We start from the raw sequence: 26,056 nt of genomic DNA on the forward strand, positions 1-26,056 counted from the left end.
GCCCCACGCCCTTCATTACACGAATTCGCACCGCCATGACCGATCACATGATGCGCCTCGCCGGCCTCGAGCCGTTCAACGTCACGTCCGGAACGCTCTTCATCAACGTCGGTGAACGCACCAACGTCACCGGCTCGAAGGCGTTCGCACGGATGATCCTCAACGGCCAGTTCGACGAGGCGCTCGCGGTCGCGCGCCAGCAGGTCGAGAACGGCGCGCAGGTGATCGACATCAACATGGACGAGGCGATGCTCGATTCGAAGGCGGCGATGGTGCGCTTCCTGAATCTCATCGCATCGGAGCCGGACATCGCGCGCGTGCCGATCATGATCGACTCGTCGAAGTGGGAGGTGATCGAGGCGGGCCTGAAGTGCGTGCAGGGCAAGGCGATCGTGAACTCGATCTCGCTGAAGGAAGGCGAGGACGCGTTCCGCCACCACGCGCACCTGATCCGCCGCTACGGCGCGGCGGCCGTCGTGATGGCGTTCGACGAAACCGGCCAGGCCGACACCTACGCGCGCAAGATCGAGATCTGCACACGCTCGTACAACTTCCTCGTGAACGAAGTCGGCTTCCCGCCGGAAGACATCATCTTCGACCCGAACATCTTCGCCGTCGCGACCGGTATCGAGGAGCACAACAACTACGCGGTCGACTTCATCGAAGCGACCCGCTGGATCAAGCAGAACCTGCCGTACGCGAAGGTGAGCGGCGGCGTGTCGAACGTGTCGTTCTCGTTCCGCGGCAACGACCCGGTGCGCGAGGCGATCCACACCGTGTTCCTGTACCACGCGATCCAGGCGGGGATGGACATGGGCATCGTCAACGCGGGCCAGCTCGGCGTGTACGCCGACCTCGACCCGGAGCTGCGCGAGCGCGTCGAGGACGTGATCCTGAACCGCCGTGACGATTCGACCGACCGCCTGCTCGAGATCGCCGACAAGTTCAAGACCGGTGCCGCGAAGAAGGAAGAGAACCTCGAGTGGCGCAACCAGCCGGTCGAGAAGCGGCTCGCGCACGCGCTCGTGCACGGCATCACGAACTTCATCGTCGAAGATACCGAAGAAGCGCGCGCGAAGATCGCCGCGGCCGGCGGCCGGCCGATCAACGTGATCGAAGGGCCGCTGATGGACGGGATGAACGTCGTCGGCGACCTGTTCGGCCAGGGCAAGATGTTCCTGCCGCAGGTCGTGAAATCGGCGCGCGTGATGAAGCAGGCCGTCGCGCACCTGATCCCGTTCATCGAGGAAGAAAAGCGCCTGCTCGCGGAAGCGGGCGGCGACGTGCGCGCGAAGGGCAAGATCGTCATCGCGACCGTGAAGGGCGACGTGCACGACATCGGCAAGAACATCGTGTCGGTCGTGCTCCAGTGCAACAACTTCGAAGTCGTCAACATGGGCGTGATGGTCCCGTGCAACGAGATCCTCGCGAAGGCGAAGGTCGAGGGCGCGGACATCATCGGGCTGTCGGGCCTCATCACGCCGAGCCTCGAGGAAATGGCGTACGTCGCGTCCGAAATGCAGCGCGACGACTACTTCCGCGTGAAGAAGATCCCGCTGCTGATCGGCGGCGCGACGACCTCGCGCGTGCACACGGCCGTGAAGATCGCGCCGCACTACGAAGGCCCGGTGGTCTACGTGCCGGACGCGTCGCGCTCGGTGTCGGTCGCCTCGAGCCTGCTGTCCGACGAAGGCGCGGCGAAATACCTCGACGAGCTGAAGTCCGACTACGAACGCATCCGCGACCAGCACGCGAACCGCAAGGCGCAGCCGATGGTCACGCTCGCCGAAGCGCGCGCGAACAAGACCGGGATCGACTGGGCGGGCTACCAGCCGGTCAAGCCGAAGTTCATCGGCCGCCGCGTGTTCAAGAACTACGATCTGAACGAGCTCGCGCAGTACATCGACTGGGGCCCGTTCTTCCAGACCTGGGATCTCGCGGGCCCGTACCCGGCGATCCTGAACGACGAGATCGTCGGCGAATCGGCGCGACGCGTGTTCTCCGACGCGAAGTCGATGCTCGCGCGCCTGATCCAGGGCCGCTGGCTGACCGCGAGCGGCGTGATCTCGCTGCTGCCGGCGAATACCGTCAACGACGATGACATCGAGATCTACAGCGACGAGTCGCGCTCGGAAGTGCTGCTCACGTGGCGCAACCTGCGCCAGCAGAGCGTGCGCCCGGTGGTCGACGGCGTGATGCGGCCGAACCGCTCGCTCGCCGACTTCATCGCGCCGAAGGAATCGGGCGTCGCCGACTACATCGGGATGTTCGCGGTGACGGCCGGCCTCGGCGTCGACGCGAAGGAAAAGCAGTTCGAAGCCGACCACGACGACTACAGCGCGATCATGCTGAAGGCGCTCGCCGACCGCTTCGCGGAAGCCTTCGCCGAGGCAATGCATGCACGCGTACGACGCGAGCTGTGGGGCTACGCGAGCGGCGAAACGCTCGACAACGACGCGCTGATCGCGGAAAAGTACGCGGGCATTCGCCCGGCGCCCGGCTACCCGGCTTGCCCGGATCACCTCGTGAAGCGCGACATGTTCGACGTGCTGCGCGCGGACGAGATCGGCATGAGCGTGACCGACTCGCTGGCAATGCTGCCGGCCGCGAGCGTATCGGGCTTCTATCTCGCGCATCCGGACAGCCGCTATTTCTCGGTCGGCAAAATCGGGCAGGATCAGCTCGAGGATTACGCGCGGCGCATGGCGCTGTCGCTCGACGACGCGCGCCGCGCGCTCGCGCCGCAGCTCTGATCGAAGCGAACGGGCGGCCGACCGCCCGTTTGGTCAGACAAAACGAAAAAGCCCGCTCGGAAGCGGGCTTTTTCTTGCCTTTCTTGACCTTTCTTACTGCCGGGCAAGGGAGCTCAGAAGCCCCAGTGCACGTCGGCTTCGCCGGCTTTCGCCTCGCGCAGCATCGTGAGGAACGGCGCGACGCGCTGGGCCAGGCTCGGCGGCACTTCGTGGTGCGCGTGATCGGCCTCGTCCTCGTGGAAATGGCCGGCGTGCTCGGCGCGCTCCTGCTTCGCCTGCGCGACTGCGCCTTCCAGCTTCGCGATCGCGTGGTCCAGTTCGTCGTGCGTAATCACACCGCGCTCGCCCAGTTGCTTGCCGACGAGGCCCAGCACATACACGGCGAAATCCTTCAGCACGTCGAGATCCTGTGCCGCCTTGCTCTTGAACGTAATCATGACAATACCCTTTTCATCTTGTTGTGCCTGCGCGGCGAAGTTGGGGAACGCCGGCAGACCGGCGTCCGGCCTCGCGGACGCGGGCCGCCTGAGCGGCATATTAGCACCTGTTAAAATTCTGCGATCCCTGAAACGCGCGCTTAAAAAGCGCGCCGGCGGGCCGGCGTTTCCGGCCGCCACCAACGAAGCCTTCTACCAGCATGCTGCCAGCACACAAACAGACCCTCGAAGCCCTGCTCGCGGATAGCGTCAAGCAGGTCGCACACGCGCTGAAAGGCGCCGACGCCGCGTTCGTCGCCCCGACCATCACGCTGGAGCGCCCGAAGGTCGCCGCGCACGGCGACGTCGCGTGCAACGTCGCGATGCAGCTCGCCAAGCCGCTCGGCACGAACCCGCGCCAGCTCGCCGAGCAGATCGTCGCCGCGCTCACCGCCCAGCCGGGCGCGCAAGGCCTCGTCGAAGCCGCCGAGATCGCCGGCCCCGGCTTCATCAACCTGCGCCTGTCGGCCGCCGCGAAGCAGGCGGTGATCGCCGCCGTGTTCGACCAGGGCCGCGCGTTCGGCACGTCGGATCGCGAGAAAGGCAAGCAGGTGCTGCTCGAATTCGTGTCGGCGAACCCGACCGGCCCGCTGCACGTCGGCCACGGCCGCCAGGCCGCGCTCGGCGACGTGCTCGCGAACGTGATCGCGAGCCAGGGCTACGCGGTGCACCGCGAGTTCTACTACAACGACGCGGGCGTGCAGATCGGCAACCTCGCGATCTCGACGCAGGCGCGCGCGCGCGGCCTGAAGCCGGGCGACGCGGGCTGGCCGGAAGCCGCGTACAACGGCGAATACATCGCCGACATCGCGCGCGACTACCTGAACGGCGAAACGGTCGCCGCGTCGGACGGCGAGCCGGTCAAGGGCACGGGCGACGTCGAGGATCTCGACGCGATCCGCAAGTTCGCGGTCACGTACCTGCGTCGCGAGCAGGACATGGACCTGCAGGCGTTCGGCGTGAGGTTCGACCAGTACTACCTCGAGTCGTCGCTGTACAGCGAAGGCCGCGTCGAGAAGACGGTCGACGCGCTGGTCAGGGCCGGCATGACCTACGAGCAGGACGGCGCGCTGTGGCTGCGCACGACCGACGAAGGCGACGACAAGGATCGCGTGATGCGCAAGTCGGACGGCACGTACACGTACTTCGTGCCGGACGTCGCGTACCACGTGACGAAGTGGGAGCGCGGCTTCACGAAGGTGATCAACATCCAGGGTTCGGACCACCACGGCACGATCGCGCGCGTGCGCGCCGGCCTGCAGGGCCTGCACATCGGGATCCCGAAGGGCTATCCCGACTACGTGCTGCACAAGATGGTCACCGTGATGCGCGACGGCCAGGAAGTGAAGATCTCGAAGCGCGCGGGCAGCTACGTGACGGTGCGCGACCTGATCGAATGGTCGGGTGGCGCGGCGGCGGGCCAGGAAGCGGCGCCCGACCTGATCGACGAGGCGACCATCACGCGCGGCCGTGACGCGGTGCGCTTCTTCCTGATCTCGCGCAAGGCCGATACCGAGTTCGTGTTCGACATCGACCTCGCGCTGAAACAGAACGACGAAAACCCGGTCTATTACGTCCAGTACGCGCATGCGCGGATCTGCTCGGTGCTCAACGAGCTGAAATCGCGCTACAACGTCGACGTTGCGCAGCTGCCGGGCGCCGACCTGTCACAGCTGACGAGCGCGCAAGCGGCGTCGCTGATGCAGAAGCTGGCCGAATACCCGGACATGCTCACGCACGCGGCGAACGAGCTGGCACCGCACGCGGTCGCGTTCTACCTGCGCGACCTCGCTGGCGAATTCCACTCGTTCTACAATGCGGAGCGCGTGCTGGTCGACGACGAAGCGCCGCGCAATGCACGCGCCGCGCTCCTCGCCGCGACCCGGCAGGTGCTCGAGAACGGTCTGGCGGTGCTCGGCGTGTCCGCGCCCGCCAAGATGTAAGGCAGCAAGCGGCCCGAACCGGGCAGCGAATGGCCGCGGCAGCGCCCGCCGTCGGATTACCCGCCGTCGGACAGCCCGCCGTCGGATTACCCGCCGTGGCCTTTTCACGATTCTTTTTGCAGGTGACTCAAGCAATGGCACAACCACGCCGCACTTCGAAACAATCGAAACAAGCCGGAGGAACATTTCTTGGAATCGTGCTGGGCCTGATCGTCGGCCTCGCGATCGCGGTGGTGGTGGCGCTCTACATCACGCGTTCGCCGTCGCCGTTCGTGTCGAAGGTCGCGCCGCCGCCGGCCGACAACGGCGCGAGCCAGCCGCAGCAGTTCGATCCGAACCGCGCGCTGCAGGGCAAGACGCCGGGCCAGCCGGTGCCGCAGGCCGCGCAGTCCGCGCCGCCGAACACCGCGCCCGGCCAGGCCGCGAACCAGACCCAGGGCGGCCTGCTGCCCGAACCGCAGATCGTCGAAGTGCCGCCGCAGGCCAACGGGTCGAGCGGCTCGAACAGCACCGGCAGCGCGAACAACACGACCGCGTCGAACACTACGTCGTCGAGCAATGGCGTCGCCGTCGCGCCGAAGCCGGCCGACACCACGCCGCCGCCGAAGAAGACGCAGCAAGCGCAGCAGCAACAGCAGCAAGGCGGCGAGGACGACCTCGCACGCTTCGCCGCGCAGAAGCAGGCGCAGCAAGCCGCCGCGCAAAAGCAGCAACAACAGCAACTGGCCGCGAACACGCCGAAGCCGACCTCGTCGGCCACGGCCGCCGCGGCAGCGAAACCGCCGACCGCGAACGACGCGAATACCGGCTACTTCCTGCAGGTTGGCGCGTACAAGACGGAAGGCGACGCCGAGCAGCAGCGCGCGCGCCTCGGTTTCCAGGGCTTCGAGTCGAAGGTGTCGAAGCGCGATGTCAGCGGCGTGACGTATTTCCGCGTGCGGGTCGGCCCGTTCTCGAAGTTCGAGGATATGAACTCGGCCCGCCAGCGCCTGTCCGATGCAGGTGTCGACACGGCGGTGATCCGCTTCACGAAGCAGTAAGCAACCGGCCGAGCCCACTCAGAACCCGTTACGTCCCGTAACCCGAGCAACTGATTCGACGTTCACAACATGAAAAAACTGCTTAGCACGCTCCTTCTGTCCCTGGGCCTGGCCGCCGGCCTCGCGCAGGCTTCGCCCGCCGCGCCGGTCGCCGGCAAGGACTTCGAGGTGATGAAGTCGCCGCAGCCGGTGTCCGCGCCGGCCGGCAAGGTCGAGGTGATCGAGTTCTTCTGGTACGGCTGCCCGCACTGCTACGAATTCGAGCCGACGATCGAGGCCTGGGTGAAGAAGCAAGGCAACAACATCGACTTCAAGCGCGTCCCGGTCGCATTCCGTGACGATTTCGTCCCGCACTCGAAGCTGTTCTACGCGGTGTCCGCGCTCGGTATCTCAGAGAAGGTCACGCCGGCGATCTTCAACGCGATCCACAAGCAGAAGAACTACCTGCTGACGCCGCAGGCGCAGGCCGACTTCCTGGCCACGCAAGGCGTCGACAAGAAGAAGTTCATGGACGCGTACAACTCGTTCAGCGTGCAGGGCGAAGTGAACCAGTCGGCCAAGCTGCTGAAGGACTACGCGATCGACGGCGTGCCGACGGTCGTCGTCCAGGGCAAGTACAAGACGGGCCCCGCTTATGCGAACAGCATCCCGGGCACGGCCCAGGTGCTTGACTTCCTCGTGAAGCAGGTTCAGGACAAGAAGCTCTGATCCCCGCCCGCGCGCCGGCATGACTACTCCGCTGAAGGTCTTCATCACCGGCGCATCGAGCGGCCTCGGCCTCGCGATGGCCGAGGAATACGCCCGCCAGGGCGCCACGCTCGCACTCGTCGCGCGACGCACCGATGCCCTCGATGCGTTCGCGCGGCGCTTCCCGAAGCTGTCCATCTCCGTCTATTCCGCCGACGTGCGCGACGCCGACGCACTCGCGACGGCCGCCGCGTCGTTCATCGCAACGCACGGCTGCCCCGACGTCGTGATCGCGAACGCGGGCATCAGCCAGGGCGCCGTCACGGGCCAGGGCGATCTCGCGACGTTCCGCGACGTGATGGACATCAACTACTACGGGATGGTCGCGACGTTCGAGCCGTTCGTCGGCCCGATGACGGCCACGCGCCACGGCACGCTGGTCGGGGTCGCAAGCGTCGCCGGCGTGCGCGGCCTGCCCGGTTCCGGTGCGTACAGCGCGTCGAAATCCGCCGCGATCAAGTACCTCGAAGCGCTGCGCGTCGAACTGCGGCCGGCCGGCGTCGGCGTCGTGACGATCGCGCCCGGCTACATCCGCACGCCGATGACCGCGCACAACCCGTACCGGATGCCGTTCCTGATGGACGCCGACCGCTTCGCCGCACGGGCGGCCCAGGCGATCGCGCGGCAGCACGCGTTCCGCGTGATTCCGTGGCAGATGGGCGTCGTCGCGAAGGTGCTGCACGTGCTGCCGCGCTGGCTGTACGACCGCCTGTTCGAGAAGGCGCCGCGCAAGCCGAAGGCTGGGGCGCACTGACACACCGGCGAGCGCCGGCCCGCGCGACGCATCGCGGGCCGTCTCTCCGCCTCCCTGCCTCTCCGCCTCTCCGCCTCTCCGCCTTCCGCCTCTCCGCCTTCCGCCTTCCGCCTTCCGCCTTCCGCCTTCCGCCTTCCGCCTTCCGCCTTCCGCCTTCCGCCTTCCGCCTTCCGCCTTCCGCACCGACGTCGACACCTGGCCGCTTCGACGCTTCGATTGGCAGACCACTCCCCCGCCGCACCGCTGTCCAGCGCCCCCAGCGCCAGCGCTCCCCCTCCCGCCGCCCGAACACCCGTTCCGTCGCGAACGCAGCCGTTTTTCGTTCAATTCGCCGCGTTCAGGCGCCTTTTTTCACGCGTCGCGCGCTTTGACGGTATGCTATTCGCCAGCCGCGCCGGCCCTGCCCGCTTCCGGGCCGCGCCCGCATCCCGTCACCCAGCAAAAAACACAAGCCACGTGGGAGATCCTATGCAGGTCAAGCTGTTCGCCGCGGCCACGCTCGCCGCCGCCCTCGCCGCCCCCGGCCTCGCCGCCGCCAAGCCGCTCACCGTGTGCACGGAATCGAGCCCGGACGGCTTCGACGTCGTGCAGTACAACTCGCTCGTCACGACCAACGCGTCGGCCGACGTGATCTTCAACACGCTCGTGTCGTACGACGAAGCCGCGAAGAAGGTCGTGCCCGCGCTCGCCGACAAATGGGAGGCGAGCGCCGACGGCCTCACGTACACGTTCCACCTGCGCCCGAACGTCGCGTTCCAGACCACCGACTACTTCAAGCCGAGCCGCGCGCTCGACGCGGACGACGTCGTGTTCACGTTCTCGCGGATGCTCGACGACTCGAACCCGTGGCACAAGGTGGCCGGCGCGAGCGGCTTTCCGCACGCGCAGTCGATGGGCCTCGTGAAGCTCGTGAAGTCGGTCACGAAGGTCGACGACAGCACCGTGAAGTTCGTGCTGAACGAACCGAACGCGACGTTCGTGCCGATCCTGACGATGGGCTTCGCGTCGATCTACTCGGCCGAATACGCGGACCAGTTGCTGAAGGCCGGCAAGCAGGCCGACCTGAACGCGAAACCGGTCGGCACCGGGCCGTTCGTGCTGAAGAGCTACACGAAGGACGCACTGATCCGCTACGACGTGAACCCGACCTACTGGGGCACGAAGCCGAAGGTCGACCGGCTGATCTATGCGATCACGCCCGACCCGTCGGTGCGCCTGCAGAAGGTGAAGGCCGGCGAATGCCAGATCGCGCTGTCGCCGAAGCCGCAGGACGTGCTCGCCGCGAAGGGCGAAAGCGCGCTGAAGGTCGTGCAGACGCCCGCGTTCATGACCGCGTTCGTCGCGCTGAACACGCAGAAGAAACCGCTCGACAACGACAAGGTGCGCGAAGCGCTGAACCTCGCGTTCGACCGCGCGACCTACCTGAAGGTCGTGTTCGACAACACCGCGACGGCCGCGAACAACCCGTATCCGCCGAACACGTGGAGCTACGCGAAGGACGTCGCGCCGTACGCGTACGATCCCGCCAAGGCAAAGCAGCTGCTCGCGCAGGCCGGCTTCCCGAACGGCTTCTCGACGACGATCTGGACGCGCCCGACCGGCAGCGTGCTGAACCCGAACCCGAAGGTCGGCGCGGAGCTGCTGCAGGCCGACCTCGCGAAGATCGGCGTGAAGGCCGAGGTCAAGGTGATCGAATGGGGCGAGCTGATCAAGCAGGCGAAGCTCGGCCAGCATGACATGCTGTTCATGGGCTGGGCCGGCGACAACGGCGATCCGGACAACTACCTGACGCCGCTGTTCAGCTGCAATGCGGTGAAATCGGGCATCAACTTCGCGCGCTTCTGCGACGCACAGCTCGACAAGCTGATCGCCGACGGCAAGTCGACCGCCGACCAGGCCAAGCGCGCGAAGCTGTACGAAGCCGCGCAGAAGATCATCCACGACCAGGCGCTGTGGATTCCGCTCGGCTACCCCACCGCGGCCGCGCTGACGCGCACGAACGTGAGCGGCTATCGCGTGAGTCCGTTCGGACGGCAGAACTTCACGACCGTCGCCGTGCAGTAACGCGCCCCTCGCGCGTAGCGCGCAAGCGACGGTGCGCCGGGCCGTCGCTTGCGGCCCGCGCGCCGCGCTTGCTACACTGCGCGCTCATTCCTCATACCGGATGCCAGCCCAAGTGAACAACTAAGCCTTCCCAAAATGTTTTCGCCGCCGTGCCACGCACGCCGCGCGCGAAGGTCTTCACGCATTTTCGGAGGTGCTTATGGCTGCCGCCACGCCCACCGGCGCGCTCGTCGCGCTTCATCACGTTTCCTTCCGCTTCGACGACGGCGTCACGCTGTTCGATTCGCTCGACCTTTCGATCGACCGCACGCCGACCGGCATCGTCGGCCGCAACGGCGTCGGCAAGAGCCAGCTCGCGCAACTGATCGCGGGCCGCTGCGCGCCGAGTGCGGGGACGATCGACCGGCGCACGCGAGTCGTCTACGTCGCGCAGCAGCACGCCGCCGCCGGCCCGCGAACCGTCGCGCAGGTTGCCGCGCTCGATGCACCGCTCGACGCGCTCGCGCGTCTCGCCGACGGCCGCGCGGAACCGCACGACTTCGACCTGATCGGCGATCGCTGGGATCTCGCGGAGCGATTGCGCACCGCGCTCGACGCGGTCGGCCTGCATGACGTGCGCGCCGACACGCCGGCGCAAGCGCTGAGCGGCGGGCAACTCGCGCGCGTCGCACTGATCGGCGCCCTGCTGTCCGGCGCCGGCCTTCTGGTGCTCGACGAACCGACCAACCATCTCGACGCGCAGGGCCGCGCATGGCTGCGGGCGGCGCTCGACGGCTGGCGCGGCGGCCTCGTCATCGTGAGCCACGACCGTGCGCTGCTCGCCGACGTGCAGCGCATCGTCGAGCTGACGCCGCAAGGCGTGCGCTCGTATGGTGGCAACTACGCGCTCTACCGTGCGCAGCGCGACGCCGAACAGGATGCCGCGCAGTCTGCACTCGAGAACGCGCGTGCCGAGCGCGGACGCGTCAGGCGCAGGCTCCAACAGGAGCACGACACGATCCAGCGTCACGCGGCCGCGTCGCTGCGCGAGGCGAAGACGGCCAACCTGTCGTCGGGGGCCCGCCAGAGCCGCAAGGGCGCGGCGCGCAACATCATGGGGCAGGTCCGGCGCCACCAGAATGAATTCAAGACGACACTCGACGACCGCGTGCAGGAGACGGCCGCGCGCGTCGACGCCGATGCGTCCGTGCTCGTGTCGCTGCCGGGCACCGAGGTCAGCGCGCGCCGCCAGCTGTTCACGCTCGACCGCGCGCAACCGCCGTGGCGCATCGCCAGCGATGCCGACGCGCTCACATGGTCGGCAAGCGGCCCGGTGCGCATCGCGCTGACCGGCCCGAACGGCTGCGGCAAATCGACGTTGCTGCGCATGCTCGCGGGCGAGCTTTCGCCGCGTTCAGGCGCCTGCACGACGCACGTGGGCGCCGCGTATCTCGACCAGCGGCTCGCGCTGCTCGACCCCGATCGTTCGATCGTCGAGCAACTGGGGCTGCTCGATACGCCGCTCGCCGAAGGCGACCTGCGCAGCCGTCTCGCGCTGTTGCAGCTCGACGCGGTGCGCGCGACGCAGCCGGCACGGCAGCTGAGCGGCGGCGAACGGCTGAAGGCCGCACTCGCGTGCGCGTTGTGGCGCGGCACGCCCGCGCAACTGCTGCTGCTCGACGAGCCGACCAACCACCTCGATCTCGAATCGGTGCGTGCGATCGAAGCCGCACTGGCCGACTTCCCCGGCGCGATCGTGGTCGCGTCGCACGACACCGCATTTCTCGCGGCGCTCGACCCGACGCACACGATGCAATGGCATCGCGACGGGTGGCGCTACGAACCCGTCGCGTGAGGAAACCGCAGCGGTGTCAGCCGGCGGTACGGAACCGCAGCACGCCGTCGTCGCCCTGCTCGCGCACGAGTTCCCCCGCGAGCCACAGCAGGTTCAGGTGCGCGAGCGCCTCGCCCAGCGCGAACGTCATCTGGTGGATGTCGAGCTCGCGGCGGCGGAACATGATCGGCACGATGTCGGCCGCGCTCATCGGCTTCTCCGCGCATGCGACGCGCACTTCGGCCAGGCGCGCGTCGTGGTGTTCGCGCAGCTGCGTGATGCGCGTGCGCACGCCGCGGAACGGCTTGCCGTGCGACGGCAGCACCAGCGTATCGGGCGCCATCGTCTCGTAGCGGCCGAGCGACTGCAGGTACAGCGCGAGCGGGTTCGCTTCCGGTTCGAGGTCGAACACGGACACGTTCGTCGAGATGCGCGGCAGCACCATGTCGCCGGAGATCAGCACGCCGTCCGCTTCGCTGTGCAGCGCGCAATGTTCAGGCGAATGGCCGAAGCCGGTCACGACGCGCCAGGTGCGCGCGCCGATCGTCACCGCGTCGCCTTCGCGCAGGCGCCGGTAGCGCGGCGGCACGGCCGGCACGAGATCCGAGTAGTAGTGGCGGCGGTTGCGCAGCTTGTCGAGCGCGGCCGGATCGGTCAGCCCGTGGCGCGCGAAGTGATCGGCGGCGGCCGCGCCGCCCGCGTTCGAGCCGTTGCCGGCCGCCATCAGGCAGCCGAACATGTACTCGCCGAGCGTCATCCACAGCCGCACGTTCCAGCGGCCCTTGTCGCCGCCTTCGCACAGCCAGTTCGCGAGACCGAAGTGATCGGGGTGGCAATGCGTGACGAGCACGCGCAGCACCGGCAGGCCGTCGAGATGCGTGTCGAAGATCTGCTCCCAGTGCGTGCGGATCGCGTCCGACGAGATCCCGCAATCGACGATCGTCCAGCCGGCCTGCCCGTCGATCTCGTCACGCAGCAGCCAGAGGTTGATGTGATCGAGCGAGAACGGCAGCGGCATGCGCAGCCAGCGCACGCCGGGCGCGACCTCGAACGTGTCGCCCGCGGCGGGCAGCGTGTCGGCGAAGGGATAGTCGAGTTGGTGTTCCAGTGCGTTCATCGGTGGGGCGTCTCGTCGTTATCGGTGCGAATGCGCGCCGGCGGCAGGCCGCGGCGGGCGGTGCGTCGATTCTATCGCCGTCGCGCGGAACACGTGCCCGGCGGCTTGCCGCCCGTCAAAAAAAGTTCGTGCCAGAATCGGTTCCGTACCCGTATCTTTACGCGAAGATGCACCGAACGGCATCCAACGGCGGACAACCCGCCGCCTGCCGGCCGGCCGCGCATCGCCGCAAAGCCCTTGAACCGCCCGCTTGGGCGCTAAAATGGCGAGTGCTTTCAGCCCCTTCCGAACGAGCCTGCACGCGATGAATCACTTCCCCAAACTGCTGTCTTCGCAGATCGGTTTCGACGTCGCGCAAACGATGCTCGAAAACTTCGACCGCCACTACCGGATCTTCCGCGAAGCGGCCGTCGCAGCGAAGACGCTGTACGAGCAAGGCGACTGGCACGGGCTGCAGCGGCTCGCGCGCGAGCGGATCACGTCGTACGACGATCGCGTGAAGGAATGCGTCGAGGTGCTGGAAGACGAATACGACGCGGAGAACATCGACGACGAAGTGTGGCAGCAGATCAAGCTGCACTACATCGGCCTGCTCACGTCGCACCGCCAGCCCGAGTGCGCGGAGACCTTCTTCAATTCGGTGTGCTGCAAGATCCTGCACCGCTCGTACTTCAGCAACGATTTCATCTTCGTGCGCCCGGCGATCTCGACCGAGTATCTCGAGAACGACGAGCCGGCCGCGAAGCCGACCTACCGCGCGTACTATCCGGGCACCGACGGGCTCGCGACCACGCTCGAGCGGATCGTCACGAACTTCCAGCTCGAGCCGGCGTTCGACGATCTTCCGCGCGACATCGCATGCGTGATGCAGGCGATCCACGACGAGTTCGGCCACTTCGACGAAGCGCCGAATTTCCAGATCCACGTGCTGTCGTCGCTGTTCTTCCGCAACAAGAGCGCGTACATCGTCGGCCGCATCATCAACGCCGACCGCGTGCTGCCGTTCGCGGTGCCGATCCGCCACGTGCGCCCGGGCGTGCTCTCGCTCGACACCGTGCTGCTGCGCCGCGACCAGCTGATGATCATCTTCGGCTTCTCGCACTCGTATTTCCTCGTCGACATGGGCGTGCCTTCCGCGTACGTCGACTTCCTGTGCACGATCATGCCCGGCAAGCCGAAGGCGGAGATCTACACGTCGGTCGGCCTGCAGAAGCAGGGCAAGAACCTGTTCTATCGCGACCTGCTGCACCACCTGTCGCATTCGAGCGACCGCTTCATCATCGCGCCCGGGATCAAGGGCCTCGTGATGCTCGTGTTCACGCTGCCGTCGTTCCCGTACGTGTTCAAGATCATCAAGGATCAGTTCCCGCCGCCGAAGGAAACGACGCGCGCGCAGATCATGGAGAAGTACCAGCTCGTGAAGCGCCACGACCGCCTCGGGCGGATGGCCGACACGCTCGAGTATTCGAGCGTCGCGCTGCCGCTCGCGCGGCTCGACCATGCGCTCGTGCGCGAGCTCGAGAAGGAAGTACCGTCGCTGCTCGAGTACGAGGACGACAATCTCGTGATCAAGCACCTGTACATCGAGCGCCGGATGACGCCGCTGAACCTGTATCTGCAGAACGGCACCGACGCCGACATCGAGCACGGCGTGAAGGAGTACGGCAACGCGGTGAAGGAGCTGATGAAGGCGAACATCTTCCCCGGCGACATGCTGTACAAGAACTTCGGCGTCACGCGCCACGGCCGCGTCGTGTTCTACGACTACGACGAGATCGAGTACCTGACCGACTGCAACGTGCGCCGCGTGCCGCCGCCGCGCAACGAGGAAGACGAGCTGTCCGGCGAACCGTGGTATACCGTCGGCCCGCACGACATCTTTCCGGAGACCTACGGGCCGTTCCTGCTCGGCGACCCGCGCGTGCGCGACGTCTTCATGAAGCATCACGCGGACTTTTTCGATCCCGCGCTGTGGCAGGCCAGCAAGGACAAGCTGATGCAGGGCGAATTGCCCGATTTTTATCCGTACGACACCGCGCTGCGCTTTTGCATGCGCTACCCGGCGCGCTTCGGCGCGACGGACCAGAACGAAGGCGCAGGCGACGCGCAGCGCGCCGCCTGACACCCGCGACACCGCACCGATCGCGACCCGATTTCCGTCAACGGAATCCACACCGATGAACACCCCAGTCACCCCACTCTCGCACCTCTTCGACAACAACGACGCCTGGGTCAAACGCCAGCTCGCCGACGATCCCGAGTTCTTCACGCGTCTCGCCGACCAGCAGGCGCCGGAATATCTGTGGATCGGCTGCTCGGATTCGCGCGTGCCCGCGAACCAGATCATCGGCCTGCCGCCGGGCGAAGTGTTCGTCCACCGCAATATCGCGAACGTGGTCGTGCACAGCGACCTGAACTGCCTGTCGGTGATCCAGTTCGCGGTCGACATCCTGCGCGTGAAGCACATCATGGTCGTCGGCCACTACGGCTGCTCGGGCGTGAACGCCGCGCTGCTCAACCGCCGCGTCGGCCTCGCCGACAACTGGCTGCATCACGTGCAGGACGTGCGCGAACGCCACGCGGCGCTGCTCGACGGATGGCCGGTGGGCGAAGCGCGCTATCGCCGCCTGATCGAGCTGAACGCGATCGAGCAGGTCGTCAACGTCTGCCGCACGACGATCGTCAACGACGCGTGGGCGCGCGGCCAGTCGCTCACCGTGCACGCGCTCGTGTACGGCGTGCACGACGGCCGGATGCGCAACCTCGGGATGGCCGTGTCGAACTTCGATGCGCTCGACGAGACCTACAAACGTTGCGTGGCCGCGCTCACCGCCGGCGGCCAGCATGCGCCGGACAACGACATGGTCGCCGCCGATGCCGCGCAAATGAACGAAGTCGCGCAGGCGGTGGTCGATACCCTGAAGCCCTGCCCGGACGCCGAGTAAGCACGCGAGCCGCGTCGGCGGCGCAACGGCGGCAACCCGCATCGAACTGACCTGACGCCGTCACCACGGCACTGCAAAGGAGCGGCGAACATGAAAACCGTATTGATCGTCGGTGCATCGCGCGGCCTCGGCCGCGAATTCGTCCGCCAATACCGGCGCGACGGCTGGAACGTGATCGCCACCGCGCGCGACGATGCCTCGCTCGACGCGCTGCGCGCGCTCGGCGCGCACGCGCATGCGCTCGACATCACGCAGCCCGAACAGATCGCGGCGCTCGGCTGGAAGCTCGACGGCGAGCGGCTCGATGCGGCGGTGCTGGTGTCGGGTGTGTACGGGCCGCGCACCGAGGGTGTCGAGACGGTCACCGCCGAGGATTTCGACGCGGTGATGCACACGAACGTGCGCGGGCCGATGCAGTTGCTGCCGATCGTGCTGCCGCTCGTCGAGGACGCGCGCGGCGTACTGGCCGTCGTGTCGAGCCGGATGGGCAGCATCGCCGAGGCCACCGGCACGACCGGCTGGCTGTACCGTGCGAGCAAGGCCGCACTGAACGACGCGCTGCGCATCGCTTCGCTGCAGACGCGCCACGCCGCGTGCATCTCGCTGCACCCCGGCTGGGTGCGCACCGACATGGGCGGCGCGCAGGCCGCGATCGATCCGGAAACCAGCGTGACCGGCATGCGCCGCGTGATCGCCGAATCCGGCGCGGACGTGTCGCAGGCAAACGGCCGTTTCTTCCAGTACGACGGTATCGAGCTGAGCTGGTAGGCAGCCGACAACCTTGCGTCGTTAATTCCCGTTTCACATGATTCTGAACCGACCTGACGCGTGCCCGTGCGGCGGCGCGTCCCCCGCTCCCGCCGCCAAAGCGCCGGCGCCCCGCTATGCGGCCTGCTGCGGCCGCTTCATCGACGGCGGCGAAGCCGCGCCGTCCGCGCTCGAGTTGATGCGCTCGCGGTACAGCGCCTACGTGCTCGGCGCGACCGACTACCTGCGCGCGACCTGGGCCGCGCGCACCTGCCCGCCGGATCTCGACACCGACCCCGAAGCGCCCGACGCGCCGCGCTGGCTCGGGCTCGCGGTCAAACGCCACGCGCCGCTCGACGAACGGCACGCGGAGGTCGAATTCGTGGCCCGCTACAAGGTCGGCGGACGCGCTTACCGGCTCCACGAGACGAGCCGTTTCGAGCGCGACGAGCACGGTTTCTGGCGCTACGTCGACGGCGAAGTAAGTGAGCGCTGACAAATAGTTGCTGTGTCAGACGCCGGGTAATTCCCGCATTGCACAACCTCATTTTGTCCGGCTACGATGACCTCGAATTGGTCATGTTGCATGGCAGGGCTTACGAATGGCGTTCAGCAAGGTATTGGTGGGATGGATGGCGGCCTGCGCGCTGTCGGCCGCTCAGGCCGGTACGCTGCAGAACGCCAATACGGGGACGGGCACCGGCGCCAGCGGGTCGCTCGCTCACGCCGAACGCTTCGACTACGGCGATTCGAACCTGCCGCAGGTCGCCGCCGACCTGAACGAACAGATCCTCCGCATTCCGGCCGACGCATCGGGCTCCGTCACGCTCGAGGCAACGCTCTTCAAGCCGAACGGCCCCGGCCCGTTCCCGCTCGTCGTCTTCAACCACGGCAAGAACACCGGCGATCTCCATCTGCAGCCGCGCAGCCGGCCGCTCGCGTTCGCGCGCGAATTCGTGCGCCGCGGCTATGCGGTGATCGCACCGAACCGCCAGGGCTTCGCGGGCTCGGACGGCACGTACCAGCAGGAAGGCTGCAACGTCGGCAAGAACGGCCTCGCGCAGGCGGCCGACGTCGACGCGACGGTGCGCTACATGTCGCGCCAGTCGTATGTCGATGCGTCGCGCATCGTCGTTGCCGGCACGTCGCACGGCGGCCTCGTATCGGTCGCGTACGGCACCGAAGCCGCACCGGGCGTGCGCGGCATCATCAACTTCTCCGGCGGGCTGCGCCAGGATCTCTGCGACGGCTGGCAGAAAAACCTCGTCGACGCGTTCGACCAGTACGGCGCGCATACGGCCGTGCGGTCGCTGTGGCTGTATGGCGACAACGACTCGGTGTGGACGCCCGGGCTCGTCGCGCAAATGCACGACGCGTACGTTTCGCACGGCACGCAGGCCCAGTTCATCGATTTCGGCCGCTACAAGGACGACGCGCACCGGCTGATCGTCGACCGCGACGGCGTGCCCGTGTGGTGGCCGGCCGTCAACGCGTTCCTCGCGCAGCTGAACCTGCCGACCTCCGTGCGCTACGCGGTCGCGAACCCGCACGAGCCGAAGGCGAGCGGCTATGCGTCGATCGACTCGGTCGACGCCGTGCCGTATGTCGACGAAGCCGGCCGCGAAGGCTATCGTCGCTTCCTGAGCCAGCATCCGAGCCGTGCGTTCGCGGTGTCGTCGGAAGGCGCGTGGTCGTGGGCCGAAGGCGGCGACGACCCGATGGCGCTCGCGCTCGACAACTGCGCGAAGCAGGGCGCCGGTTCGTGCCGGCTGTACGCGGTCAACGACCGCGTCGTGTGGAACACGACGCAGACGGCCGACAACGACGACAGCAACGCACGCGACACCGGTACGCCGGCGCTGGCTTCGCGTTGACGAGCGGCGGCCTTCGCCGCCGTTTTTCGTTTTCCTCCCCGCCTCCCTTTCGTCGCTGCGCGCAGCGTTCGCGGCGGATGTCGCACAGGCGGCACGGCACGCATGCCGGCATGAATGCACCGTGTCGCAACCCCACGCTCGCGTTCTCCCCGTCACCGCTTGCCGTCAAACGCGTTCCCGTCATGTGGGGCCACATCCCCCCTCGCCACCCGCCTTCGCGCTCCGATTTTTCACCTCGCCGCCCCGCCCGGCCCACGATTTTTTTCGGTTGGGGGGGGGCTCACTCGAACGTCGTCATCTGCGGTCATTTCGGGACATCTGAACCGTACCGTCACGAGCCGCCCCGATCTGCGCCGAACTCCCGCCCGGCAAGGCTTTGCGGCGTTTGTAACCGGTAGTGCAACGGGTCGCGGAACACGCTAATCTCAGCGCGTTTCGTGTCTCGCCGCGCGGCATCCCATCGATGCCGCGCGGCCGTTTTATCCCCCGGAGCCGCCTTGAGTACGCCAGCCACCGACGACTGGGTCGCGCGCAGCCTGCGCGCGGTCTGGCATCCCTGCACCCAGATGAAGCATCACGAGCGCCTGCCGCTCATCCCCGTCGCGCGTGGCGCGGGCCTGTGGCTGTACGACCGTGACGGCCGCCGCTACTTCGACGCGATCAGCTCGTGGTGGGTCAACCTGTTCGGTCATGCGAACCCGGACATCAACGCGGCACTGAAGGACCAGCTCGACACGCTCGAGCACGCGATGCTCGCCGGCTGCACGCACGAGCCCGCGATCGAGCTCGCGGAGCGGCTGCACGCGCTCACCGCGCGCACGCTCGGCCATGCGTTCTTCGCATCGGACGGCGCGTCGGCGGTCGAGATCGCGCTGAAGATGAGCTTCCACGCGTGGCGCAACCGCGGCCGCGCCAACAAGCAGGAATTCGTCTGCGTCGCGAACAGCTATCACGGCGAGACGATCGGCGCGCTCGGCGTGACCGACGTCGCGCTGTTCAAGGACGCGTACGACCCGCTGATCCGCCACGCGCATGTCGTCGCGTCACCCGACGCACGCGGCGCGCTGGCAGGCGAAACGGCCGCCGACGTCGCGGGCCGCGCGCTTGCGGACGTGCGGCGACTGTTCGTCGAGCGCGGCGAGCGGATCGCCGCACTGATCGTCGAGCCGCTCGTGCAGTGCGCGGCCGGCATGGCGATGCACGATCCGTCGTATGTACGCGGGCTGCGCGCGCTGTGCGACGAATTCGGCGTGCACCTGATCGCCGACGAGATCGCGGTCGGCTGCGGCCGCACCGGCACCTTCTTCGCGTGCGAGCAGGCCGGTGTCTGGCCCGATTTCCTGTGCCTGTCGAAAGGCATCAGCGGCGGCTACCTGCCGCTGTCGCTCGTGCTCACGCGCGACGATGTGTTCGCCGCGTTCTACGACGACGACACGACGCGCGGCTTCCTGCACTCGCATTCGTACACGGGCAACCCGCTTGCGTGCCGCGCGGCGGTCGCGACGCTCGACCTGTTCGCCCGCGACGACGTGCTCGCGGCCAACGCCCGCAAGTCGGCCACGATGCGCGCGGCGCTCGCGCCGCTCGATGCACACCCGCAGGTGCGCCACCTGCGCGAGCGCGGCACGCTGTTCGCATTCGACGTCGCGCTCGACGGCGACGCGGCGCGCGGCTTCTCGCGGCGCTTTTTCGAACGCGCGCTGGAACGCGAGCTGCTGCTGCGCCCGATCGGCACGACCGTGTACCTGATGCCGCCGTACGTGATGAGCGACGACGACATTGCGTGGCTCGCGCAACGCACGCGCGACACGCTCGATGCAACGCTTGCGGAGATCATTGGATGACGAACCCTCTGCTCGATCACCTGCAGCGCGGCCTCGCCGATCTCGACGCGCAAGGGCTGCGCCGCGTGCGCCGCACCGCCGACACCGCGTGCGATACGCACATGACCGTCGACGGTCGCAAGATCATCGGCTTCGCGAGCAACGACTATCTCGGCCTCGCCGCGCACCCGGCACTCGTCGCCGCGTTCGCCGAAGGCGCGCAGCGCTACGGCGCCGGCAGCGGCGGCTCGCACCTGCTCGGCGGCCATTCGCGTGCGCACGCGACGCTCGAGGAAGAACTCGCAGCCTTCTCGGGCGGCTTCTCCGACGCGCCGCGCGCGCTGTACTTCAGCACCGGCTACATGGCGAACCTTGCCGCGATGACGGCGCTCGCCGGCAAGGGCGCGACGATCTTTTCCGACGCGCTGAATCACGCGTCGCTGATCGACGGCATGCGGCTGTCGCGCGCGAACGTCCAGGTCTATCCGCATGCGGACACGGCTGCGCTCGCCGCGTTGCTCGATGCATCGGAGGCCGAAACGAAGCTGATCGTCAGCGACACCGTGTTCAGCATGGACGGCGATCTCGCGCCGCTCGCCGAACTCGTCGCGCTGGCCGAACGCCATCGCGCATGGCTCGTCGTCGACGATGCGCACGGCTTCGGCGTGCTCGGCCCGCAGGGCCGCGGCGCGCTCGCGGCCGCCGCGCTGCGTTCCCCGCATCTCGTGTACGTCGGCACGCTCGGCAAGGCCGCCGGCGTCGCGGGCGCATTCGTGATCGCGCACGAGACCGTGATCGAATGGATGATCCAGCGCGCGCGCAGCTACATCTTCACGACGGCCGCGCCGCCGGCCGTCGCGCACGCGGTATCGGCCAGCCTGAAAGTGATCGCGGGCGACGAAGGCGACGCGCGACGCGCGCATCTCGCCGCGTTGATCGAACGCACGCGCGCGCTGCTGCGCAACACGCGCTGGCTGCCGGTCGATTCGCACACGGCCGTGCAACCGCTCGTGATCGGCAGCAACGACGCGACACTCGCGGCAATGCGCGCGCTCGACGCGCACGGCCTGTGGGTGCCCGCGATCCGACCGCCGACGGTGCCCGTCGGCACGTCGCGGCTGCGCGTATCACTGTCGGCCGCGCATTCGTTCGACGATCTCGCGCGGCTCGAAGCGGCGCTGATCGAAGCCGGCGAGGAGGCTGCCGCCTCCGTTGAGGTGGCCCTGCCGGAGGCCGCAGCATGACCGCCCCGCTCTCGCTGTTCGTCACCGGCACCGACACCGAAATCGGCAAGACCTTCGTGTCGGCCGCGATGTTGCACGGCTTCGCGCGGCACGGCCTGCGCGCGGCCGCGCTGAAGCCCGTCGCGGCCGGCGCGTATGAGCGCGACGGCGTGTGGCGCAACGAGGACGCCGACCAGCTCGACGCGGCCGCGAACGTCGTGCTGCCGCCCGAGCTGCGCACGCCGTTCCTGCTGAAAGCACCGGCCGCCCCGCATATCGTCGCCGCGCAGGAAGGCGTGACGCTCGACATCGACACGATCGTCGCGTGCCATCGCGAAGCGCTGACGCGCGCGGATATCGTCGTCGTCGAAGGCGCCGGCGGCTTTCGCGTGCCGATGAACGACACGCAGGACATGGCCGATCTCGCGGTCTCGCTCGGCGTGCCGGTCGTGCTCGTGGTCGGCGTGCGGCTCGGCTGCATCAACCACGCGCTATTGACCGCCGACGCGATTGCCGCGCGCGGCCTCAAGCTCGCCGGCTGGGTCGCGAACCACGTCGACCCGGCCATGTCGTTCCCCGACGAGAACATCGCGACGATGCGCGACTGGCTCGCGCGCGAGCACGGCGCGCCGCTGCTCGGCCGCATTCCGCACATGCGTCCGGCCGCCCCCGAATCCGCCGCGGCGATGCTCGACATCGCCACGCTCGTCGAGACGCTGCGCGCCGCGCAGCCTTGACCCAATCGAAAACAGATCCCCGATCCCTCATCCCCGACCAGGACAGGAAAACGATATGACCCAAGCCCAGACTGCCGCCACCGTGCAACCCGACGCGATTCCCGTGGCCGCTCCGGCCTCGCAGCGCTGGCGCGTCGCCGACGTCGTCGCGCTGTTCGAGCTGCCGTTCAACGACCTGATCTTCCGCGCGCAGCAGGTGCACCGCGAACACTTCGACGCGAACGCGGTGCAGCTGTCGACGCTGCTGTCGATCAAGACGGGCGGCTGCGAGGAAGATTGCGGCTACTGCTCGCAGTCGTCGCACCACGACACGGGCCTGAAGGCCGAGAAGCTGATGGACGTCGACGCGGTGCTCGACGCCGCACGCGCGGCGAAGGCGAACGGCGCGAGCCGCTTCTGCATGGGCGCCGCGTGGCGCAACCCGAAGGAGCGCCACATGCCGGCGCTGACCGAGATGGTGCGCGGCGTGAAGGAACTCGGCCTCGAGACCTGCATGACGCTCGGCATGCTGGAAGACGAGCAGGCGCAGGAACTCGCGAACGCGGGCCTCGACTACTACAACCACAACCTCGACACGTCGCCGGAGTTCTACGGCCAGGTCATCTCGACACGCACCTACCAGGATCGCCTCGACACGCTCGATCGCGTGCGCGACGCGGGCATCAACGTATGCTGCGGCGGCATCATCGGGATGGGCGAATCGCGCCGCGAGCGCGCGGGCCTGATCTCGCAGCTCGCGAACCTGAACCCGTATCCGGATTCGGTGCCGATCAACAATCTCGTCGCGATCGAAGGCACGCCGCTCGAAGGCACCGCACCGCTCGACCCGTTCGAATTCGTGCGCACGATCGCGGTCGCGCGGATCACGATGCCGAAGGCCGTCGTGCGTCTGTCGGCCGGCCGCGAGCAGCTCGACGACGGGCTGCAGGCGCTGTGCTTCCTCGCCGGCGCGAACTCGATGTTCTATGGCGACCAGCTGCTGACGACGAGCAATCCGCAGACGCAGAAGGACCGGGCGCTGTTCGAGCGCCTCGGCATCCGTTCGAGCGATGCAGACGCGATGTCGGCGAACGCGTAAGCGCAACGCGCGGCGGCTTCGTTCCGCCGCATGAAAAAGCCGGGATAGGTCCCGGCTTTTTACCTGGTTCGTACGCAATACGTGACGGGCCGCCCGCGCGTCATCCGATCGTCTGCACCGCGTTGCCCTGTGCATCGCGGATCACGGTCTTCTCCACGCGCCAGCGCACGCCGTCGAGACCGTCGAGCGCATACTCGCCGGCGCGCGGTTGCAGTGTGCGCGCCAGCGCCTGCACCGTCGCATCCGTGAGCCGCAGCGTCAGCGTGTCGTCCTCGTCGGTCACGCCATTGGCATCGCCGTGCACGAACCGCACCGCGCCGTCATGACCGACCAGGCCGAACGGCCGGTCGAACGGCAACCGCAGCGGCAGCAGCGTGACGAGCTCGTCGACCTGTCGTGCGCCGACGGTAATCTCGATCACGGGCGCACGCAGCAGCCGCTTGCGCGTTTCCCATCGGAGCACGTCGGTGAACAGGTAGCCGCTCGACGAGCCGTCGCGCTGCGTACCGGCGTCGACCTCGGCGCGCACGTCCGCGCGCTCGAGCAGCGATGCGCGGCCGAGGTCGGTCACCCATAGCGGCATATGCGGCAGCAGTGTGTCGAGCAGCGCGCGCGTGCGCCAGCGCTTCGCGGCGCGCTCCTCGTCGAGCGTCAGCCCGACGATCTGCAGGAACGCCAGGCTGCCGTGCGGCGTATCGATCGCCGGCAGTTCCGGATCGAACGCGAAACCCATCGAGCAGAGCTGCGTACCGGTATCGAGCGCAATCGGGCCGTTGGCCGTCATCCAGTGGCCGTCGTCGAACGCGTTGCCGCTCTGGAATACGTAGCGCGCGAGGTTCTGCAGGAAGCTGAACACCCAGTTCGGCGGCGCTTCGTCGGCGTCGCCGCAGGCGACGCGCATCGTCAGCTCGAATCCGAAGCCGCTGACGGCCGGATCATCCGATTCCTTCGCATACAGCTCCGAGAGCCCGTACGTGACGAAATGCCAGTGCGGCACGGGAGCCGCGCGCTTCCACACGCTGATTCCGTCGAGCGGATCGCGGCCGCCGAGCCGCCACTTGAGCAGCGTGGCGTAGTGCTTCGGCTCCTGCCCCGGATAGACGCGCGCGAGCGCGCCGTCGATCGCGTCCCAGCCCGGCGCGCTGTCATCGGTTGCGCGGTCCTGCGGATCGTGCGTTGCGTCCGTCATGTAGCCCTCTCTCCCGGGTGATGTCCCGGTGGGTGGAGTCGGTGCGTGCGGCGGCGGCCTGCAGGCTGCCGTGTGCGTCACACGTGTGCCGCCGCGCCGTCGATCGCCGCGCGCACGCGCTCGACGAGTTGCTGATCGACCGGCGCGAGCACCTCGCCGCGCGGCCGCACGCCCGAACCGAAATGCACCGCGCGCACGCCCGTGGCGCGGACAAAATCGCCGACCGCATCGATCGTGAGCCCCGAGCCGGCCAGCACCGTGCAGGTCGAGCCCGCCGCCTGCCGCACGAGCCGCGTGATCGTCGCGGCCGCGTCGAGCACCGACGGATGGCCGCCCGACGTCAGCACCGATGTGACGGCCGGCACGCGCAACAGCGCGTCGAATGCGGCGTTGAGGTCGCGCGACACGTCGAATGCGCGGTGGAACGTCAGCGCGCGGCCGTCCGCCGCGGCCGCGATGCGGGCCAGTGCGTCGAGATCGACGTCGCCGCGCGCGTCGAGCGCGCCGAACACGACGCCGTTCGCCCCGGCCGCGACGGCTGCGCGCACGTCGCGTTCGATCACGCGCAAGTCGTCGGCGTCGTACACGAACGACCGGCTGTGCGGTCGCACGATCACGTTGACGGGAATCGGCACGGCGGCCACGACGGCTTCGATCAGGCCGACACTCGGCGTCAGCCCGCCTTCGGTGATGGCGGTCACGAGTTCGAGGCGGTCGGCGCCCGCCCGGGCGGCGGCCTTGGCATCGCCGACGGTCGTGGCGATCACTTCGAGGAGAATGGAAGAGGCGGCGTTTCGGTTCATGGGCGGCCCGCGAATCGTCAGGACAATTCGCGCATCCTAGCCGAGCCGCGTGATGGACGCCAGCGTGCCGGCCGCGGCGCCGTCAGTCGCACCGTCAGTCGCGGCGCGCGAGCCACACGCCGACAAGCGCGGACAGGCCGGTCACCACGGCGCCGGGCACGACCCGGAACATCCGCACGTTGATGTCCACGCCTTGCTGCTGCAATACGTCGACGATCCCCGGCGCCATCAGCATCGTCGCCCAGCCGATCATCCCGAACGCGGTGGTCGCGGTCGCGACGAGGAGCGCGATGCCCGCGCCGCGCGCGCGTGGCCGGAACGCGCCGGCGAACGCACCCACGGCCAGGAGCACGGCCGACAACACGCACAGCACGGTGACGAACACGAACATCGCCCCCGTATGGCCGAGCTTCATGAACGCCATCATCTGCGCGGTGATCACGCACATGCCCGCGAGCGTGAACAGCGCGATTGCGATGGCATTGCGCGCGAAGCTCATGCGTTCGCCTGGAAATACGCGGTCGCGGGGCGCCGGAACATCAGGTAGACGAACAGCGCGAACAGCAGGACGCCCGGAATCAGCACCGCATACATCGACGCCGGCATGTTGACGAACGAGAACGCGAAGCTGAACACGGATATCGCGATGTAGGTCTTGCGCGACCATTCGCGGCCCTTGAGGATCGCGATGCCGACCACGACGTTCGCGACTTCGAGAATCACGCTGATGCCGAGCGTCGCCCAGACGGGCAGCACGTAGTGCGACAGCAGTGCCTGGGTGGTCGGCATGCCGATCGTGAATGGCGTATAGATGCACGTTATCGCGTTGGTCACGATGATGATCCACGCGAGAATGGTCAGCGAAATCGGTCTTTTCATTGTGTTTTCCTTGTTATTCGCCGCCATGGTGGCCCCCGGGACGGCGCGCTC

General features: G+C 67.9%; 22 protein-coding genes. 16 read left to right on the plus strand and 6 right to left on the minus strand.

The window, feature by feature from the left end:
* Nucleotides 1-35 precede the first annotated feature (35 nt).
* Nucleotides 36-2,753 carry a methionine synthase gene (gene metH, locus HWX39_RS26685; protein ID WP_175970745.1) on the plus strand — a complete coding sequence of 906 codons (2,718 nt, stop codon included), beginning with the start codon at nt 36-38 and terminating at the stop codon, nt 2,751-2,753.
* 113 nt (nt 2,754-2,866) lie between these two features.
* Here metH and HWX39_RS26690 read toward each other — a convergent pair whose 3' ends face one another.
* Nucleotides 2,867-3,190: a DUF1840 domain-containing protein gene (locus HWX39_RS26690; protein WP_011353361.1), complete on the minus strand. Its 324-nt coding sequence runs from the start codon at nt 3,188-3,190 to the stop codon at nt 2,867-2,869.
* 200 nt (nt 3,191-3,390) lie between these two features.
* Between HWX39_RS26690 and argS the strand changes: the two genes are divergently transcribed.
* From argS to HWX39_RS26720, 6 genes are all read left to right on the plus strand, one after another.
* Nucleotides 3,391-5,172 (plus strand): arginine--tRNA ligase, encoded by a 1,782-nt coding sequence (gene argS, locus HWX39_RS26695; protein WP_175970746.1) that lies wholly within the window; start codon nt 3,391-3,393, stop codon nt 5,170-5,172.
* 134 nt (nt 5,173-5,306) lie between these two features.
* Nucleotides 5,307-6,212 (plus strand): SPOR domain-containing protein, encoded by a 906-nt coding sequence (locus tag HWX39_RS26700; protein ID WP_175970747.1) that lies wholly within the window; start codon nt 5,307-5,309, stop codon nt 6,210-6,212.
* A gap of 69 nt (nt 6,213-6,281) precedes the next feature.
* On the plus strand, nt 6,282-6,920 hold the full coding sequence (locus tag HWX39_RS26705; protein WP_175970748.1) for a thiol:disulfide interchange protein DsbA/DsbL: 639 nt from the start codon (nt 6,282-6,284) through the stop codon (nt 6,918-6,920).
* 19 nt (nt 6,921-6,939) lie between these two features.
* Nucleotides 6,940-7,713, plus strand: a complete 774-nt coding sequence (locus HWX39_RS26710) for an SDR family oxidoreductase (protein WP_089431742.1) — start codon at nt 6,940-6,942, stop codon at nt 7,711-7,713.
* Between the two features lie 468 nt (nt 7,714-8,181).
* Nucleotides 8,182-9,777: an ABC transporter substrate-binding protein gene (locus HWX39_RS26715; protein ID WP_175970749.1), complete on the plus strand. Its 1,596-nt coding sequence runs from the start codon at nt 8,182-8,184 to the stop codon at nt 9,775-9,777.
* Between the two features lie 199 nt (nt 9,778-9,976).
* Complete coding sequence (locus HWX39_RS26720) at nt 9,977-11,611, plus strand: ABC-F family ATP-binding cassette domain-containing protein (protein WP_175970750.1); 1,635 nt, start codon at nt 9,977-9,979, stop codon at nt 11,609-11,611.
* Between the two features lie 16 nt (nt 11,612-11,627).
* Here the strand turns inward: HWX39_RS26720 and HWX39_RS26725 are convergent, their stop codons facing one another.
* Nucleotides 11,628-12,707: an MBL fold metallo-hydrolase gene (locus tag HWX39_RS26725; RefSeq protein WP_175970751.1), complete on the minus strand. Its 1,080-nt coding sequence runs from the start codon at nt 12,705-12,707 to the stop codon at nt 11,628-11,630.
* Between the two features lie 304 nt (nt 12,708-13,011).
* Here HWX39_RS26725 and aceK point away from each other — a divergent pair, with 304 nt between their 5' ends.
* The 9 genes from aceK (at nt 13,012) to bioB (ending at nt 23,134) form a co-directional block, all read left to right on the plus strand.
* The gene (aceK, locus tag HWX39_RS26730) at nt 13,012-14,829 is read left to right on the plus strand and encodes a bifunctional isocitrate dehydrogenase kinase/phosphatase (protein ID WP_175970752.1); all 1,818 of its coding nucleotides are present in this window, start codon (nt 13,012-13,014) and stop codon (nt 14,827-14,829) included.
* Between the two features lie 55 nt (nt 14,830-14,884).
* Nucleotides 14,885-15,652 carry a carbonate dehydratase gene (gene can, locus HWX39_RS26735; protein WP_175970753.1) on the plus strand — a complete coding sequence of 256 codons (768 nt, stop codon included), beginning with the start codon at nt 14,885-14,887 and terminating at the stop codon, nt 15,650-15,652.
* A 90-nt stretch (nt 15,653-15,742) separates the two neighbouring features.
* Entirely contained in the window at nt 15,743-16,420 is a 678-nt protein-coding gene (locus HWX39_RS26740) for an SDR family oxidoreductase (protein WP_175970754.1), read from the plus strand.
* A 37-nt stretch (nt 16,421-16,457) separates the two neighbouring features.
* A complete protein-coding gene (locus HWX39_RS26745; protein WP_175970755.1) occupies nt 16,458-16,895 on the plus strand; it encodes a YchJ family protein in 438 nt (145 codons plus the stop codon).
* A 106-nt stretch (nt 16,896-17,001) separates the two neighbouring features.
* The gene (locus HWX39_RS26750) at nt 17,002-18,273 is read left to right on the plus strand and encodes a CocE/NonD family hydrolase (RefSeq protein ID WP_175970756.1); all 1,272 of its coding nucleotides are present in this window, start codon (nt 17,002-17,004) and stop codon (nt 18,271-18,273) included.
* 497 nt (nt 18,274-18,770) lie between these two features.
* Entirely contained in the window at nt 18,771-20,117 is a 1,347-nt protein-coding gene (bioA, locus tag HWX39_RS26755) for an adenosylmethionine--8-amino-7-oxononanoate transaminase (protein ID WP_175970757.1), read from the plus strand.
* Nucleotides 20,114-21,340, plus strand: coding sequence for an 8-amino-7-oxononanoate synthase (bioF, locus tag HWX39_RS26760; RefSeq protein WP_175970758.1), 1,227 nt, complete (start codon nt 20,114-20,116; stop codon nt 21,338-21,340). Before bioA ends, bioF begins: the two co-directional genes overlap by 4 nt.
* Nucleotides 21,337-22,056, plus strand: coding sequence for a dethiobiotin synthase (bioD, locus tag HWX39_RS26765; protein WP_175970759.1), 720 nt, complete (start codon nt 21,337-21,339; stop codon nt 22,054-22,056). The genes bioF and bioD overlap by 4 nt, the downstream gene beginning before the upstream one ends.
* Before the next feature lie 55 nt (nt 22,057-22,111).
* On the plus strand, nt 22,112-23,134 hold the full coding sequence (gene bioB / locus HWX39_RS26770) for a biotin synthase BioB (protein ID WP_175970760.1): 1,023 nt from the start codon (nt 22,112-22,114) through the stop codon (nt 23,132-23,134).
* Nucleotides 23,135-23,234: 100 nt separating this feature from the next.
* Here the strand turns inward: bioB and HWX39_RS26775 are convergent, their stop codons facing one another.
* From HWX39_RS26775 to HWX39_RS26790, 4 genes are all read right to left on the minus strand, one after another.
* Entirely contained in the window at nt 23,235-24,323 is a 1,089-nt protein-coding gene (locus tag HWX39_RS26775; protein ID WP_175970761.1) for a suppressor of fused domain protein, read from the minus strand.
* Between the two features lie 77 nt (nt 24,324-24,400).
* A complete protein-coding gene (locus HWX39_RS26780) occupies nt 24,401-25,126 on the minus strand; it encodes a copper homeostasis protein CutC (protein ID WP_175951384.1) in 726 nt (241 codons plus the stop codon).
* A 94-nt stretch (nt 25,127-25,220) separates the two neighbouring features.
* Entirely contained in the window at nt 25,221-25,625 is a 405-nt protein-coding gene (locus tag HWX39_RS26785; RefSeq protein WP_175970762.1) for a hypothetical protein, read from the minus strand.
* Complete coding sequence (locus tag HWX39_RS26790; protein WP_175970763.1) at nt 25,622-26,005, minus strand: hypothetical protein; 384 nt, start codon at nt 26,003-26,005, stop codon at nt 25,622-25,624. Before HWX39_RS26790 ends, HWX39_RS26785 begins: the two co-directional genes overlap by 4 nt.
* Nucleotides 26,006-26,056: the final 51 nt, after the last annotated feature.

It is taken from the genome of Burkholderia sp. BCC0322 (genome assembly GCF_902833045.1).
Taxonomy (GTDB): domain Bacteria; phylum Pseudomonadota; class Gammaproteobacteria; order Burkholderiales; family Burkholderiaceae; genus Burkholderia.

What these genes read in the sequence shown, in the direction of transcription:
- metH (WP_175970745.1), top strand. Translation starts at nt 36, where the DNA reads ATGACCGATCACATGATGCGCCTCGCCGGCCTCGAGCCGTTCAACGTC.
- HWX39_RS26690 (WP_011353361.1), bottom strand. Translation starts at nt 3,190, where the DNA reads ATGATTACGTTCAAGAGCAAGGCGGCACAGGATCTCGACGTGCTGAAG.
- argS (WP_175970746.1), top strand. Translation starts at nt 3,391, where the DNA reads ATGCTGCCAGCACACAAACAGACCCTCGAAGCCCTGCTCGCGGATAGC.
- HWX39_RS26700 (WP_175970747.1), top strand. Translation starts at nt 5,307, where the DNA reads ATGGCACAACCACGCCGCACTTCGAAACAATCGAAACAAGCCGGAGGA.
- HWX39_RS26705 (WP_175970748.1), top strand. Translation starts at nt 6,282, where the DNA reads ATGAAAAAACTGCTTAGCACGCTCCTTCTGTCCCTGGGCCTGGCCGCC.
- HWX39_RS26710 (WP_089431742.1), top strand. Translation starts at nt 6,940, where the DNA reads ATGACTACTCCGCTGAAGGTCTTCATCACCGGCGCATCGAGCGGCCTC.
- HWX39_RS26715 (WP_175970749.1), top strand. Translation starts at nt 8,182, where the DNA reads ATGCAGGTCAAGCTGTTCGCCGCGGCCACGCTCGCCGCCGCCCTCGCC.
- HWX39_RS26720 (WP_175970750.1), top strand. Translation starts at nt 9,977, where the DNA reads ATGGCTGCCGCCACGCCCACCGGCGCGCTCGTCGCGCTTCATCACGTT.
- HWX39_RS26725 (WP_175970751.1), bottom strand. Translation starts at nt 12,707, where the DNA reads ATGAACGCACTGGAACACCAACTCGACTATCCCTTCGCCGACACGCTG.
- aceK (WP_175970752.1), top strand. Translation starts at nt 13,012, where the DNA reads ATGAATCACTTCCCCAAACTGCTGTCTTCGCAGATCGGTTTCGACGTC.
- can (WP_175970753.1), top strand. Translation starts at nt 14,885, where the DNA reads ATGAACACCCCAGTCACCCCACTCTCGCACCTCTTCGACAACAACGAC.
- HWX39_RS26740 (WP_175970754.1), top strand. Translation starts at nt 15,743, where the DNA reads ATGAAAACCGTATTGATCGTCGGTGCATCGCGCGGCCTCGGCCGCGAA.
- HWX39_RS26745 (WP_175970755.1), top strand. Translation starts at nt 16,458, where the DNA reads ATGATTCTGAACCGACCTGACGCGTGCCCGTGCGGCGGCGCGTCCCCC.
- HWX39_RS26750 (WP_175970756.1), top strand. Translation starts at nt 17,002, where the DNA reads ATGGCGTTCAGCAAGGTATTGGTGGGATGGATGGCGGCCTGCGCGCTG.
- bioF (WP_175970758.1), top strand. Translation starts at nt 20,114, where the DNA reads ATGACGAACCCTCTGCTCGATCACCTGCAGCGCGGCCTCGCCGATCTC.
- bioD (WP_175970759.1), top strand. Translation starts at nt 21,337, where the DNA reads ATGACCGCCCCGCTCTCGCTGTTCGTCACCGGCACCGACACCGAAATC.
- bioB (WP_175970760.1), top strand. Translation starts at nt 22,112, where the DNA reads ATGACCCAAGCCCAGACTGCCGCCACCGTGCAACCCGACGCGATTCCC.
- HWX39_RS26775 (WP_175970761.1), bottom strand. Translation starts at nt 24,323, where the DNA reads ATGACGGACGCAACGCACGATCCGCAGGACCGCGCAACCGATGACAGC.
- HWX39_RS26780 (WP_175951384.1), bottom strand. Translation starts at nt 25,126, where the DNA reads ATGAACCGAAACGCCGCCTCTTCCATTCTCCTCGAAGTGATCGCCACG.
- HWX39_RS26785 (WP_175970762.1), bottom strand. Translation starts at nt 25,625, where the DNA reads ATGAGCTTCGCGCGCAATGCCATCGCAATCGCGCTGTTCACGCTCGCG.
- HWX39_RS26790 (WP_175970763.1), bottom strand. Translation starts at nt 26,005, where the DNA reads ATGAAAAGACCGATTTCGCTGACCATTCTCGCGTGGATCATCATCGTG.